Source organism: Microcoleus sp. S13C4 (genome assembly GCF_036700865.1).
GTDB lineage: Bacteria > Cyanobacteriota > Cyanobacteriia > Cyanobacteriales > Microcoleaceae > Microcoleus.
This window is the reverse complement of sequence record NZ_JAUBPS010000001.1, coordinates 223,904-238,556: the sequence shown is the minus strand read 5'-3', so window position 1 is coordinate 238,556 and position 14,653 is coordinate 223,904. Positions and strand designations below refer to the sequence as shown.

The 14,653-nt window shown below is 46.6% G+C and carries 9 protein-coding genes; 3 read left to right on the top strand and 6 right to left on the bottom strand.

Annotated elements, in window-relative coordinates; translation table 11 throughout:
* Positions 1-124: 124 nt before the first annotated feature.
* The 6 genes from QT996_RS01015 to QT996_RS00990 all read right to left on the bottom strand — a co-directional run bounded on the left by QT996_RS01015 (position 125) and on the right by QT996_RS00990 (position 11,142).
* Positions 125-1,366 (bottom strand): protein kinase domain-containing protein, encoded by a 1,242-nt coding sequence (locus QT996_RS01015; protein WP_333044036.1) that lies wholly within the window; start codon positions 1,364-1,366, stop codon positions 125-127.
* Positions 1,367-2,175: 809 nt separating this feature from the next.
* Positions 2,176-4,479, bottom strand: a complete 2,304-nt coding sequence (locus tag QT996_RS01010) for a serine/threonine phosphatase (RefSeq protein WP_333044035.1) — start codon at positions 4,477-4,479, stop codon at positions 2,176-2,178.
* Between the two features lie 349 nt (positions 4,480-4,828).
* Positions 4,829-7,384 carry a DHH family phosphoesterase gene (locus tag QT996_RS01005; protein WP_333044034.1) on the bottom strand — a complete coding sequence of 852 codons (2,556 nt, stop codon included), beginning with the start codon at positions 7,382-7,384 and terminating at the stop codon, positions 4,829-4,831.
* 186 nt (positions 7,385-7,570) lie between these two features.
* Positions 7,571-8,386, bottom strand: a complete 816-nt coding sequence (locus QT996_RS01000) for a PD-(D/E)XK nuclease family protein (protein ID WP_333044033.1) — start codon at positions 8,384-8,386, stop codon at positions 7,571-7,573.
* 412 nt (positions 8,387-8,798) lie between these two features.
* The gene (locus tag QT996_RS00995; RefSeq protein WP_333044032.1) at positions 8,799-9,383 is read right to left on the bottom strand and encodes a PAP/fibrillin family protein; all 585 of its coding nucleotides are present in this window, start codon (positions 9,381-9,383) and stop codon (positions 8,799-8,801) included.
* Positions 9,384-9,465: 82 nt separating this feature from the next.
* Positions 9,466-11,142, bottom strand: a complete 1,677-nt coding sequence (locus QT996_RS00990) for a glycosyltransferase family 4 protein (protein ID WP_333044031.1) — start codon at positions 11,140-11,142, stop codon at positions 9,466-9,468.
* Positions 11,143-11,575: 433 nt separating this feature from the next.
* Here QT996_RS00990 and QT996_RS00985 point away from each other — a divergent pair, with 433 nt between their 5' ends.
* The 3 genes from QT996_RS00985 (at position 11,576) to QT996_RS00975 (ending at position 14,394) form a co-directional block, all read left to right on the top strand.
* Positions 11,576-11,815, top strand: coding sequence for a DUF3134 domain-containing protein (locus tag QT996_RS00985; protein ID WP_333044030.1), 240 nt, complete (start codon positions 11,576-11,578; stop codon positions 11,813-11,815).
* Between the two features lie 130 nt (positions 11,816-11,945).
* Positions 11,946-13,061, top strand: a complete 1,116-nt coding sequence (gene mraY, locus QT996_RS00980; protein ID WP_333044029.1) for a phospho-N-acetylmuramoyl-pentapeptide-transferase — start codon at positions 11,946-11,948, stop codon at positions 13,059-13,061.
* A gap of 340 nt (positions 13,062-13,401) precedes the next feature.
* A complete protein-coding gene (locus tag QT996_RS00975; RefSeq protein ID WP_333044028.1) occupies positions 13,402-14,394 on the top strand; it encodes a glycosyltransferase in 993 nt (330 codons plus the stop codon).
* The last annotated feature ends 259 nt before the right edge of the window (positions 14,395-14,653 follow it).

Here is a 14,653-nt window from a genome sequence, read left to right as displayed (position 1 = left end):
GGCGATCGGGTAAATTTTCTTTCATAAATTTCCGTTGCTAGCTTCTTCCCTCTTCCCTCTTCCCTTTGCGCTCTTCCTAATAACTTGTGACTTTTGGCTTTTGGCTTTTGAGTTTTGACTTTTGTTAAACCGAAGCTGCTAAAGCTCGAGCTAATTGTTGAGCAGTTTGAAAGCGATCCCCAGGCTTAGCGGCCGTGGTTCGCAAAATGGTCTCCCGCAGCTTGGGGGCGATCGTGGGAATATTGTCGAGCTTAAACCCGTAACCTCCAGCTATTTTCCCGTAAAAGTTTTGAGGGCTTTGGGCCGTCAGCAAAAAAATCAAAGTAGGCCCAATAGCATATAAATCCGACTGAGGGAGAGGCTGTCCCCGGTCTTGTTCTGGTGCGGTGTAACCTTCAACGCCGATGCGAGTCCCTGGAGGAGTGCCGATTTCTTTAACGGCTCCAAAATCCAGCACTGTAATGCAATTGTCGCGGTGGCGCACCAGCAAATTAGCAGGTTTAATATCCCGGTGGACGATCGGGGGTTTTTGAGAGTGAATGTAGTCCAAAACTTCACAGGTTTGGATCATCCACTCTATTGCTTGTTGGGGAGCAACAGGCCCGCGGTTGTAGATGCGTTTTTCTAAATCCTCGCCGTGGAGCATTTCCATCACCAAGTATTTTTTGCCCCCTTCCACAAAGAAGTCAAAAAACTGAGGAATTCCCGGATGGTGGAGGGCCTTGAGAGTTTTAGCTTCACGTTCAAACAGTTCTTGAGCTTTGACTATTTGAGCCATATCAGCATTCATTTCCTTGAGGACTACCAGAGAAGCGGCGGGCGAACTTCCGGGTTGTTGAGCTTTCGCTTTATCTCGATCCCAGGCTAAAGTCGTTGTCCCCATACCGCCTTGGCCCAAAGTTCGCAGCACTTGGTAGTGGCGCACCGTGCGATCGACTTTAATCGGTTCGCCGCAGTGGATGCAGAATAAATTCCCCGGCGGGTTTCCCGCGTGGGTACACCTCGGTGCCACGAGATTGACGGTGGAGTTCGCCTCAATCTTGCCACCTAGTTCAATAGTAACCACTTGGAAATGCAGAATTGGGCCGCCCCGCGCCAACTGGATCAGGGCACCGTCGGATATCCAACCCTGAGACATCAGAATACCGTTAACCAAAGTCCCATTTGTCCCGGAATTGACTAAATACCACTGACTCAACGTGCCGCTATTAACTCTTTGCAATTCCAGATGCTGCCTCGACACTAGAGCATTGGGGATCACAACGTGATTTTCAGGAGAGCGGCCGATGCGAATAATGGATTCGCTCTCGAAACTCCACTGTTGCAGGGGGGTCTGTTTGTCTGGATCTAAAAGAGTCAGCAGCATTTTTGATTGATGTGGTTGAACTCCCTGATGTGGCAGTGAGAGTTGGCGGGAATTTACAGATTAGGGGCGTAGGGCTTTGAAAAATTAGAAATTAAAAATTAATTATGAGCTTCACAGGTGAGTTTCACTAAAACTTTATAATATCCTGATTGTGATTAAAGATTCCATAAACAATTAAGTTATAAATAGTTTTTGGGAAACAATTATCCGTCAAAATTCAGAGGGGTCGATCGCTCATGAAAACACAGTAGATCGATTTAACACTTGAAAATACAAAAACTAGGTAAACTATCGCTAAACTTTTACGTAAATTTGATGTTGCAGGAGGTTGTGATTTACGTCCGACATCATGTAGGGCGGGCTATTCCCGCCTATACCACATTGCCCCGATAGCGATCGGGTATAAAACAGATTTCGCATCAGCCCACCTGCTGCCTCACTTCATTTTAGTTGATTTTTTTTCATTAGACTAACTCTTTTTGTAAGTGAAAGCTCTTTCAAATATGATCAATCCACTTACTATCAAGCTACTTTTTTCAGGAGATTCCCTGAACCGAGTCTCAAAATTAAAGCTACGGATAAATGGTTTGTCCTCCAAAGCTTTTCTGCAATCGTATGGGTCTGTAATCAGTTTTTTAACACTCAAACCGAAGCTGTTTTAACACCGGATACCTAAAAACAGAGCGAGCAGTAAAGCCTTGCCCAGAAACGGCAGAAGCTGTTTTTTTTCTCTGCAACAATTGCAGGTTTAACCCAGGCAGTCACGGGGGAAAGACGCTACCTTGGAAAAAGTTGGCAGCATCCAAATTCTAAAATCGAAATGCGCCTACCTGCGCCCGAATGATAATTGCCGTGATATTGTCGTGACCGTTGCGTTTGTTACCCAGTTCAATCAACTGGGCAACTCCCTGGTCGAGATCAGCTTGGGGATTGAAAAGGGGTTCGAGAGTGTTCTGCCAGTGAGTTTCCAACAAATCATTATCTGTCAGGCCGTCGGAAGCCAAAATTAATAAGGTATCTTCGGACAAGTCTAAAAACTGCACGTCAGGCTTGAGAAAATTACTGTCTCGCGGGCCGAGGGCTTGAGTTAGTTGATAGGCGTCAGGACGGGCATAAGCAGTTTCAGGGTCAACCCCGCGCTTAATTTCGCGCTGCCCTACTTCGTGGTCTGAGGTAATTTTTTCTAGGGTTTGTCCCTTTCTCAGTCGGTAGAGGCGGCTGTCGCCGACGTGGGCAACGGCGAATTGGGTGTCTTGAACTAAGACTGCAACTAGAGTTGTACCCATGCGGGCGCTGCCGGAGCGTCCGTCCTTTTGATTGATTTCAAAGATGGCTTTGTTGGCTAGCAGGACTCCCTCGCGGATGGTTTCTGCTGGAGGTAGTTGATTTTCCCAACTGGTTTGAAAGAATTCTCTGAGGGTTTCAGCCGCTAGTTGACTGGCTACTTCTCCGCTGTCGTGTCCGCCCATGCCGTCGCAGAGAATGTAAAGCCCTTTGGTTTGAAAGATGCGACCGAAGGAGCTTTCGAGTTTGTTGAGCTGAGTCCAGATGCTGAAGAAGTCTTCGTTGTGGTCGCGCGTGCGGCCAACATCGGTGAGGCCTGCGTCTTCTAAGCTGTAAATCTGGAGTGGCATGGGCTGGGTTAAGACTTCGCCAACCTCGGGGGGGGACTCGTCGGGGCTGCGGTAATGCCTGCGCGTCGGGGTTGAGCTTGGTGAAGGTGCGGTTTGGAGTTCGAGGGGAACTGTTTCTAGGCGCGATCGCAATTCTTCGATTGTGTTAATCTCGCCTCTGTACATTTGTTGCAGCAGTTCGAGCAAGGCGCCAAACTGAGTGCGATGATCGGACTGGCTAAATATCACCTGCCACAATTGCCCCAAATCTACCAGTTGCAGGTTTGAGCCGGCGGGTTCGGGATAGAGGTATTGCAGCCGCAAAGAAGCTAAGGAAAAGGAAGAGTCGGGGTTGACTCGCAAATTTGTCAGTTCCAACAAGCTTTGCCGACAGCGCCAGGGTTCTAGGGCAGCCCACAGTTCTGTCATTTCGTGCAGCCAGTATAAAATTTGCTGGGTGGAAGTTTCGGGTTGACTCCAGCGTTCTACCAGCAGTGGCCATTGAGAGCAGTCTTCTAGCAGCAGCACTGCCTGTTCGTTGTCTGACCAGCTATCGTGAATGACTGGCAGGTTTTGAGAGAATTGCCACCGCAGTGCCAGATAAGGTTCAGCTATGCCTTGGCAAAGCTCTGCTAAAGCGGAATTGGTTGAATTTTCTCCGCCTTTGATTACTGCGGTGTAGGGGGAGGTTCGTCTGGCGACGCTGGCAGAGTTGGCTGCTAGCATGGCTTTGAGGGGTGACATTTCCAGCGGCTGACAGTCCAATACTGTTACTTCTACTGTGTCGGAGCGTTTTCTCGGCGGCACGGTTTCTAGGAGTTGGTAGCGCTGCTGAGTGTCTAAATAAGCTCCTGCTTGCTGGGAAGGGATTAAATATTCTGAATTGGGGACGGGGAATTCTGGAGATGGGGGGGAGATGTCAGCTATGTTTGGGCTCTGGAAGTTCTCTGTTGCTTCCTGGATTTGTTTAGGCTGTGGTGCGGTTGTAAAATTCGGCTCAGATGCGGTTATTTGGCGCTCTGGTGCTGTAGTAGAGCTTTTTTCGGTTGTTTGAAAGGATGCTGGTGCGATCGCCCCCACGGCTACCACAGGGTCAATTTCTGTGCTGCTGAATTCGCCGTCGCTTGGCTGTGGAGAAGTTGGTTCGACTGCTGTTGGGGGTTCGGCTGGGGTGGTTATTTCTGTTTTAATGGCGTCTGTGATGGGTTCAGGAGAGTTTTGGGGCGATGCGATTTCTGAAGCCCTCTCTGGTGTTTGGGGAAACTCGGCTGGGGGTAGGGTTGACTCATCTGGCTCGACTGCTGGAAAATTCGATCGACCGCAGATAATGGCCCGCCACACTTGACCTGTTGCGACGCCGCAATTCTGACATTCTTTGGCGCTAAAAGCGACTTGGGCACCGCATTCGTGGCAAGGTTTGTAAATTAGGGAATTTCCGCACTGTTGACAAAACTTGTTTGGATTGGGATTTTCAAATTGGCAGCGGGGACAGAGAAGCATAGGGGTTTTAAATTGGAGATGGGCGATCAAGTTTGGCGGTGGGGAGTTTTGGGTTTTGGGCTGTGAGTTAGCAGTTATGAGTTTTGGGCCTGACTCGCAACGGATAACTTTCATTGGCCTATGCCTTATTTTATCGGGATGAATTCAGAACTAAGATATTTCTTAGAACTGAGATGTTGCATCTGTGTCAGGAATAGGCCTCTTAAGCCAGATGCACAAAAATCTCTCTCGCTTCACAGGCCAAAAAGCCTGCCCCACCGGCGGCAGCGAGTGCGGGCCCGACAAGAAAAGTTATCTCATCAGTGGAACGGGCATCCTGCCTATGCTTAACAATGGTGCTAGATATCAGTTAGAAGGGATTTTCTGTAGAATCTTCTTGGAAAACGGTCTCTCGGGCGATCGATTGAATTGTTGAGAGGGGTACTTCACAGAAATATTTCCGCCGGAATTGTTCTTCGGAGACTGCTGCTAGGAATTGCGCTGCAAAACGGGCGGCGATAGGGGAATTTGGCACGGAGGATTGGATGGATTGGCTATCTAATAACGGTTGGGGGATTTGAGCGGGCGCGTCTTCCTGCTGTGCGGTTTCGGGTTGTCTCGTGATGTGGAAAGCTCGATCGCGATAATGGATTTGGAAACCGAGATATGTTAGGGTTTTGAACCCGAGTTGCAGGGATGTGTCGCTGATGCCGAGTTTTTGGCGAAGTTGTTGTCTGGTGACGGTTTTTTTTGTGCGGCTGAGGTATTTGGCGATGCCGATTAGCTGTTGGCAGATTTGCTGTGGGGCTACGGGTGGGGGTAAAGTATAGGCGATCGCGAGTTTTTTCTGAGTGTGCTGTGCTTGCCGAAACCAGATCCGCAGTTCGTCCCAGCTTGCGGGGCATTCTTTGAGGATGATCGAGTTTTCGCGATCGACCTTTTGGGAATTGTAAACTAGATTGTCGCTCGGCATTTGAGATTCTAAACTTGTGCTGGCTGCTAACAACTCTTCATCATTATTTCTATTGCGCCAGTCTACGATCCAATCTATTTGAGTGGGCGCATTAATTTGGTTGTCTTCCGTGCGTTCTTGCACTGCTACGAGGCGCACTTCATACCGCGATTTGTAAGTATTAAAATCGAGTTCAACGGTGACATCGCAGCGGCCTTGGGGAACTTCGTTTTGATTGTGTCCCCACCAAATGCCGGGAAATCCCGTATCGCTAGATTCATCCCTAATTGTAAATTCTGTTTTAATATATTCTATTTTTTGCCCTTTCAAATCCTTAATTTTTTGATTCCAGAGATTGTCAAACCAGCAGTTTTCAATCAACAATTTGGGTGCGGGGTTGCCCATACCGCACGGTTCGAGCAATTTTAGTTCTTGAAATAAGTCTTTGCCTAATTCGGAGACAGTAATTTTTAGGTCGGCTTGAACAGGGGCGGCTGTTAAACTATCGGTGCTGTATTGTTGTCGCAGTTGCTGATTTACCGCATCGGTAAATAGGGGGATATTTTCCACAGGGAGACTCAATCCGGCTGCGAAGGGATGACCACCAAATCTGTGCAATAAATGCGCTTGCCCTTTGACTAATTGGTAAAGGTCGATTTGATTAGCCGAACGCGCCGAACCCCTGGCAATTTTGGATGGGAAAAGTGTTTGTGATTCGGCATCTAAGAAGGAGGTAAATTGCGTTTCCGGGGAATTTTCATTAATTTCTTCGGTTCCTTCTGTGCTGAATAAAATCACGGGGCGACCGTATTCTTGGGCGATTTGTCCCGCTACTAATCCTAATACTCCTACCGGCCATTGGGGGTCGCTGAGGACGATGACGCTAGTAGTTGAAAGGTCGAGTTTGGCTAATTTGTTGGCGGCATCTTTAGCAACATCTTTTTGTAAAGATTTGCGCCGGGAGTTGGCAATTTCCGTTAAATTTGCTAGTTCTTCGCAGCGTTTTTTGTCGCGGCTGGTGAGGAGTTCTACGCAGAAGCTGGCGTCGCCTTGAATGCGGCTGACGGCGTTGATTCGGGGGCCGAGCCCGAAGGAAATGTCGGTTGGGCGATCGCCCGATCTTTTGCACAGTTCGAGCAATTTTGCAACTCCTGGGCGGGTGGGATTTGCGATTTGTTTTTGCAGTTGTTCGATGCCGAGTTGTGCTAGGTAGCGGCTATCTCCTGTAAGTTGGACTAAATCGGCAATTAAGCCGATCGCTACTAATTCTAATAAATCTGCGATCGGTCGCTGCGGAATATCCGGTAATGTGTGATATAATGCTTCAACTAATTTGTAAGCTACTCCAACTCCTGAAAGGTTAAATAGTTGGTGGTTTGGGGGAAAGTAGCGGGGATTGATAATGGCTGTAGCTGGCGGGCGATCGTCTGGTAATGTATGATGGTCAGTAATAATTGTATCGATGTTTAAGCTAGTCGCATATTCGATTTCGGCGATGTTTGTACTGCCTGTATCGCAGGTAATAATTAAGCTAATTCCCGATTGGGCTAATGCGTCTATTCCCGGGATATTGAGACCGTGAGATTCGGTTAAGCGGTTGGGAATGTAATAAATTAGTTGGTCATTTTGAGCAAAAAATTCTCCCAGTCCGTCCCAAAGTACCGAGGTTGAGGTAATGCCGTCGGCGTCGAAGTCTCCCCAAATTGCGACTTTTTCTGCGCTGTTTCGTGCTTGCTGGATTCTTTCGATTGCCCAGTTCATTTCTAGCCCGAATTCAAAGGGACTTGCTGGTTGGTAAAGTTTGGGATTTAAGAAACCGGGTATTTGTTCGGGGTTTTGAATTCCTCTATACCACAGAAGTGCGGCGGCATAGTTTCCGGGGAGTTCTGGTGTATGGTTTCTGACAGCTTGGATTAGCCAAGCTGGGGGTTGGGGTAAGGGTTGATTTTGCCAGTTTTGAGGAGTTTCTGCCATTCGATTTTAGATTTTAGATTGTGACCACCGATCGCTCCGGGGGCTTATTTGTATGTTAAATAGGACTGACGCGAGTGGCATATATGGTAAGGTGCGTCCGGATCAAACCCTTAATTATTGAGTGATAACGCAACTCTGACGCACTCTACAAGTCGATCGCGTGTGTGACACTTTGCAGTAGTCCTGTTAAATATATATTTCGTCGATTATAGCAAGATTTGGTAGCCAATCTATCGGAGTTTCTGCTAGAAGATCTGGTGATGGAGTTTTTGTGTCTTGTGTGCGGTTGCAGCGAGTGGCAAATTGACAGGAATCGCAAAGATTGGAACTAATTTCTACTTGAGGCAAAAATTCGCCGCCTTCGGTATAACGCTGTCGCCAGTCGGTTAGCTGGTGCAATAGGTGGGTTAAATTTTGTTTTGTGCGATCGTGTTCTGTTTGGTTGTAATAAAACGTGAGTTTTTGCGGCGGTTCTTCTCCTTGCAATTGTACAAACCAGTATGTCATGGAAACTTGTTCGGGGGAATAGTCGCTGGTTTCTACTAAAACATATAAATAGAGGCGAGTTTGCCAACTTTCGGCTATCCATTTTGATTTTTGAGGGCGGGGATAGGTTTTCCAGTCGAGAATTTGAGCGGCGTTTGGTTCTGCTATTAGTAAGTCATAGATAACGGTGAATAGGTAGTCTTGGAAAATTAGGGTGCGGGGGTGTTCGGCTTGGCGGAAAACTCGATCGCTATTTTCTGAATTGGCGAAAAGTTCGGGTGCGGTGTTGATAAATGCTGCCACACAGCGTCCCAGTTCGGGGTCTTGTTGGATGATAAATTCAATGGGAAGTCCGAGTTCTCGCTGCTGCATTAATAGGTGAAAGTGGCTTCCCCATGTGAGTTTTTCTTTGTGTTCTGGGGAGGCGGTGGTGGCGAGGAGTTCTAGGTAGCTGTGTTGGAATTTTCGGGGGCATTCTTCGAGGATTTTGAGTTGGGTTTGGGAGAGGCGGAGCATTTTTTTAGGATTTTAGATTTTATATTTTTTAGGATTATAAGGGGTATAGATCTTTTTTAACCGCAGATGTCGGCAGATGGACAGAAATAAACGCAGATAAATTAGGGCGATCACGTTTTTGGAGGAATATGCGATCGCCCTTTTCTTTCCCAACTGCGAATGCTCATGGATTTGTCTTGAGGTTTTTGTAGTGTAACTCTGCTAACTGCTTTTAACGTTAAGTTTTAACGCTTATCGTATCTGAAGCTTCTATCGGCTATGGATTTGAGGGTTTTAGTAAGTGTTAAATTGTTGGTAAAAGTGATATATTTTGAATTTGTAAACCCAGATGAACGCGGATAAACGCGGATAAAAGAAAGATAAATTGACAATGAGTTAAGGGGCGATCGCCCTGCACATCAACAGTACAAAATTACTCTTTTGTCAACACAAAGACACTTCCTTCATTCCCGCGCCCGATCCGCAAATCCTTATCTAAATAAGTAATATCCAACCATCCCTGCTGTTCGCGACTATCGAACCCGAAATCTACAGCAGCGAACTTTTTACCCGACTCAATTTCATTGATAAACTTGACTGGAGATTCATAGCCAATCAACCTGCTTAAACCGAAAATTGACCGCTCAAACTTCACCTGCACCCGCCGTTCCGAAGTCGCCTCAAATGTCGCAGCCACGCTGACAATTCCTTCTAAGTAAGGCAAGCCGTAAAGTTCGGCAATGTTGTAAATTTTAGATTCTTTGACGCGGATAGATTGATAAATTGAACCCAATTTCACCAAGGGAAAACCGTCAAGATTCAGCAGGGCGCTGCTGGTGGTGTACAATAACCGCCAATCTCCATTTAAAAGCTCTCCAGCTTCGACAGGGCGTGTTGTGGGGTTGTAATCTTCCAATTGGGCGATCGCACTTAAAATCGCTTGTTTGTCGCTAGCCGTAGCCAGCAAACCTCGATTCTTACCAGCAATTATCTCTAAAAGTGCAGATTTTCTCAGCATATTTTTTAATAAGGAATAACGAAGATGGAAGAAGGAAGAGGGAAGTTGTTATTTGTAATAACCAATCACCAATAAGTAATGATTAATCCCTAATTACTAAGATATCAAATTTCACCCAATAAAGCAGAGTCCGATACAGGTAGGCTAATTCTTGCTCGTTTTTAACGTAGCGTCGGATAACTTCCCCCACGCTGATCGCACCTTCCTGCTTAATTGTATCCAATATTTCCATCTGAATGCTAACAGATCTTCTCCTATCGTCACCAAAACTGGTAAACCTAATTGTCTGTACCTGCTTTAAAAGTTCTGTTGTGGCGATCGCACCCAGACTCAGCATCATCTCATTGCTTAAACTTCTAGTCGCATAATTACCCAATACCCGAAACGGATCGTCGCCTAGGGGATAAGGTGGCTTCCCAGGTTTTAAAGCTGCTGACTCCGGTGCGGCAAGGCGAATTTCTGCTAATTCCTGCCACAAGTGTTCGTAAGCAGCAATCACTACTTTCCAATCATAAGTTTCCCTCGCCCTTTGTCTCGCATTTTCCCCCATCCGCTTTCTCAACTCGGGGTTTTCAATTAATTGGCACAACGCCCGGGTGCAAGCATCAATGTCAACTGCTGTGGCGAGGGAAGTGTGACCCATGTAAGTCGGCCAATTTAAGCTGCCGTCAAGATAATTTAGGGCTAAATCTAAACAAGATTCCGGCGGCGGGATGAGTGTGGGAATGCGGAAGCCGTCTATTTCGTGGCGTACAGATTCTTTGTATCCGTTCCAATCGGAGACTATGGCCGGCAGTCCGTTCGCCATGGCTTCTATTGGTGTCAGTCCGAAGGATTCTTGAATGTTGTCGGAAAGTGAAATGAAAATGTCGGCCGCCGACCAAATATTTCTTCTAATTTCGGGCTTTCTCCCATCTAAAAAAATAGCATTTACCGAGGGACAAAATATTTGTGCGCTATTTTTAAAGTCGGGTTCTTCTCTCGGATCTTCGATCCAACCGGCTTGAATTAAGTGGATTTTGGCTTTTGTCTGTTGTGATGCCCGTTCTAGGGCGAGGTACATGGGTACCGGATGAGCTTTTGCAGAAAAAGTCAATCGACCGACAAATAACACAACAATATCTTCGGGAGAAATGCCGAGTTCTTGCCGCAGTTGGCGACGACTATTAACTGCTTCCACACCCTGCGGAAACGCGCTGCAATCCACTCCTAGGGGAATAACGGGGAATTTGACCAAAATTTCCGGTTTACCGCCGTTCCGCTGGGCTAAATATTCAGACCACTCCCTCATAACTCCTTCTACTGCTGTTTTCACGGCTGCAGAGGTGCAGATCAGGGCGTCCCAAGGCTGCATGGGTGCGGTGATCAAATCGCCGATCGCCTCCATGATGTATTTTGTACCGATCGTGTGAGTAACGCCGCAAACGCTGTAGGCCCGCTGATCGACAAATCTGCGCGCCCAAACCATCTGCGACAGAACCGGATCGGGTCGGTAAATTGTGCCCGGTTGAGATAGCAAATCCGGTCGTTCCATCGGAATCCAGCGGACTTTCCGAGGTTTTTGCAGCCAAGGTTGGATGTGCGAACAAAACTCCTTAAAGGTTGTTTCGCTATCGGCGCAACAGTAGAGAGAGTCAGCGGTTCCGTGTTGGACTAAGCTTTTGAGAAACCCTTCTCCGGCTGAATGACGCCCCAGAAGTTTTTGCCCTCCGGTGTGGTAACCCTCTTTGTTGTATAAAATCGCTGCCGTTATATCCATTCTGAGATTTATTGCTTGAGAGTTGACTGAAGAAGCCAGAGGGCATTCGGGTTCAGGCTTTGATGCAAAAACCAGGAGACCGTTGTGAATCAACGCCTTGCCGTTAGCGAAGCTTGCAGAATAGGATCGTCGCGTGTCCCGCGATATCTTAATAGACGATCGTTTAGGATGACTATGCTTACGGCTAAAGAAGGATTGGCAAGAGCGGATTTTAGTGTTATTCTGAGGCCCATGATTGGGGCGATCGCCTTTTCGGTCTCCCATCTTATCCCATCCGGAACCAAACGGAGCTTGTGGTATAATGCTTTAGCCTTGCTAAGTCCCCGATTTGCAAGTGCTTGATCACAGTATCCGTCAGTCACTCAGTCAGCAAGTCAGTCAGCCTAATATTCGCTCTACTCGATCGCGTCTTTGTCTTTAAAAACCGAGAATCATGTACAACCCATCTCTGCGTCAAATACCTCGCCACTTGCCTGCGGATGTAATTCCATTAAAGCAGCAATCTTCTCTTTTAGACTGGTTGGAATCTAACAATCGCCTGTTAGCAAGGGATGTCCAAGAACCCGACTATCTCCACGAAGAAGAAATTTCGGAACTGATGGCAGTTGACGACAGTCCTTACGATGATTTAGAAGAAGAAGTAGAAGATGATGTGAGTGTAGGCGAAGAATAACTGGTAGAAGGGTGAAGAAATCAACCGGAAACAGGGAAGAAAAACTAAGAGATTTCTCAGTCTCCTGTATGCCACCCTATTCCCCAATTTTCAATTGCTTATTCTCAAATAGTGTGTGGTGAGGAGTGTTATGGATAACTTTTTGGATGAGAAAATCCCTTTGAGTATGCCTTTCAAACTTACAGGCAGGAATTTATTCCTGCTGCTGGGTTTGGGGCTCGGCATTGTAGCGATCGGTTTAGATGTAGCAGCGGGTAGACTTTTAAATACGCCTGCATCGCTATTTATGCCACTAGCTGTTTGTGCTGTAGTTGCATCGGGTGTGGGCTGTGTAGTTGTGCCTTTACTCCAGCAACTAAAAGCAGGACAAATAATTCGCGAAGACGGCCCCCAAGCTCATTTAAAAAAGGCGGGAACGCCGACAATGGGAGGCATCTTTTTTGTGCCTGCAGGAGTCGCAGTTGCTTTGCTTTGGTCTAGATTTAACTCAGATGTTGTTGCCGTATCGGCTTTAACTTTAGCTTACGGTTTCATCGGCTGGATAGACGACTGGCAAATTCTGCGCCTTAAGTCGAATAAAGGTATTTCACCTCGGATGAAATTGGCTTTGCAAACAGGTTTTGCAGCTCTATTTTGTCTGTGGTTGATGTTCCGCGAACCAGGTATTTCTACCAGCATTGCTTTGCCTTTCGGTTGGGTATTGCCTTTAGGTTTTCTGTTTTGGCCGCTGGCGGGTTTTGTGCTGGTAGCTGAAAGCAACGCTACTAATATTACTGACGGCGTTGATGGGTTGATGGGAGGTTTGGGGGCGATCGCACTTTTGGGATTGGGCGCATCTGTAGCCTCAACTTCGCCAGAATTAATGCTGTTTTGCGCCTGCACCAGCGGCAGTTGTCTCGGTTTCTTAGCACACAACCGCAATCCAGCCAAGGTGTTTATGGGCGATACAGGTGCTTTAGCTTTAGGCGGTGCTTTGGGTGCGGTAGCTCTATTAACAAATAGCCTTTGGATATTATTAATTATCAGCGGGATTTTCTTTATTGAAACGCTGTCAGTAATTGCTCAAGTAGGTTATTACAAAGCTACAAAAGGGCCTGATGGAATCGGCAAGCGTCTGTTAAGAATGGCTCCACTGCACCATCATCTAGAACTTTGCGGCTGGTTGGAAACTCAGGTTGTGGGCATTTTTTATTTAACAAACGGGGTGTTAGTGTTAATGATTTTGATGTTGACTAGAAACAGTTGAGAAGGGATTGCGTGACGGATTGCACAGGGAATGTAAGAGATATTTTCTACTATTGGAAAGAAACAGGCAAGATGCCTGTTCCACAACTGCATTAAGTTATTGTGGAACAGGCATCTTGCCTGTTTAAGGCTCGGAAGTTATAATTTTGACAATTTATATCCCCAGTTAATGCAATGGAACTTAGTAAGGCTTTTTAATTATTTGAAGAACCGCGAAGAGGCTTATAGGAGGAAGGAAGAACTACATTTGCTTCTTTATCTTCCTTAGCCTGCTTAGCGCCTTTGCGGTTCGTTTAATCTTACTCAATATTAGTTATGCTATCGTTTACGGTTGTTTGTGAATGACTAAAACGTTTTTACCGGAGGTTTCGGTGGTTGTGCCTGTTTACAACGGCGAGATGGATTTGCCGGAGTTGATCGAGTGCCTGCGATCGCAAACTTATCCGCCACACAGAGTAGAATATCTCTTAGTAGACAACAAAAGTCGCGATCGCACTTCAACCCTCCTCCAAACAGCAGCCTCTGACCCCCCCTTGGTAAGGGGAGGAAGCAATTTCAATCAAATAATCATTCGCCACCTCACCGAAAATCAGATTCAAAGTTCCTACGCCGCCCGCAATCAAGGAATTCGCGCATCCACAGGCGAAATCATTGCATTTACCGATGCAGACTGTCGCCCGGAATCGGACTGGCTGGAAAATTTAGTTAAGCCATTTGTGGACTTAGAAATAGGAATTAGCGCTGGGGAAATACTCGCATTGCCCGGTAAAACTATCTTAGAACAACACGCCGATCGCCAAAATACTTTATCTCAAAAACATACTCTCGCTCACCCTTTTTGTCCCTACGGTCAAACAGCCAACTTAGCTGTACGGAGGCTAGTTTTACAACAAATAGGATTATTTCGCCCTTACCTCACCAGTGGCGGCGATGCTGACTTGTGTTGGCGAATTTTGCGGGAAACATCCTATAAAATGTATTTTGCCGAAAATGCGATCGTCCTACACCGCCACCGTTCTACAATAAAACAGTTGCAAAGTCAATGGTATCGGTACGGCGAATCTAATAAATATTTGCACGAACTCTATGGTGTCGATTTGATGCGAGAATTGACAGCACAAGAATATTTTTATCGGCTGGCTAGATGGCTGTTAAAGGAATTCCCGGTTGCGGCTGCCAAAAGTGCGTTAGCGAAGCCCTCGAAGAGGATGGGCCGAGCGGATCTGGTAGATTTGTTTAGTACGCCGATCGGTCTAGTGAATGTTAGGGCAAGGGCGATCGGACAGCGCCAAGCCAAACTTCCCGAATCAGCTTGGGACATTGAGCGGTTTTAATATTTTACAACATAAGCCTTTCACAGGCGGGCACTCCGGTCCAACCCCTATTCCCCACAAAAATTGAATTCTTGTGGAACAGGCATCTTGCCTGTTCATCAAAAGGGCGCAAGATGTGAAATCGACAAAGATTCGTTTGTCTACAATCGGCGCCTCTAAATACCTATAAGTGCAGTTTATTGGTGCATATAGATATGCTAAATCAGAAATATGAAAATTTAATGCAATACTTAATATAAAATTAATAAGTCGATTCTGA

Coding starts and splice junctions, on each gene's coding strand:
- QT996_RS01015 (WP_333044036.1), bottom strand. CDS start 1,366: ATGCTGCTGACTCTTTTAGATCCAGACAAACAGACCCCCCTGCAACAG.
- QT996_RS01010 (WP_333044035.1), bottom strand. CDS start 4,479: ATGCTTCTCTGTCCCCGCTGCCAATTTGAAAATCCCAATCCAAACAAG.
- QT996_RS01005 (WP_333044034.1), bottom strand. CDS start 7,384: ATGGCAGAAACTCCTCAAAACTGGCAAAATCAACCCTTACCCCAACCC.
- QT996_RS01000 (WP_333044033.1), bottom strand. CDS start 8,386: ATGCTCCGCCTCTCCCAAACCCAACTCAAAATCCTCGAAGAATGCCCC.
- QT996_RS00995 (WP_333044032.1), bottom strand. CDS start 9,383: ATGCTGAGAAAATCTGCACTTTTAGAGATAATTGCTGGTAAGAATCGA.
- QT996_RS00990 (WP_333044031.1), bottom strand. CDS start 11,142: ATGGATATAACGGCAGCGATTTTATACAACAAAGAGGGTTACCACACC.
- QT996_RS00985 (WP_333044030.1), top strand. CDS start 11,576: ATGTACAACCCATCTCTGCGTCAAATACCTCGCCACTTGCCTGCGGAT.
- mraY (WP_333044029.1), top strand. CDS start 11,946: ATGGATAACTTTTTGGATGAGAAAATCCCTTTGAGTATGCCTTTCAAA.
- QT996_RS00975 (WP_333044028.1), top strand. CDS start 13,402: ATGACTAAAACGTTTTTACCGGAGGTTTCGGTGGTTGTGCCTGTTTAC.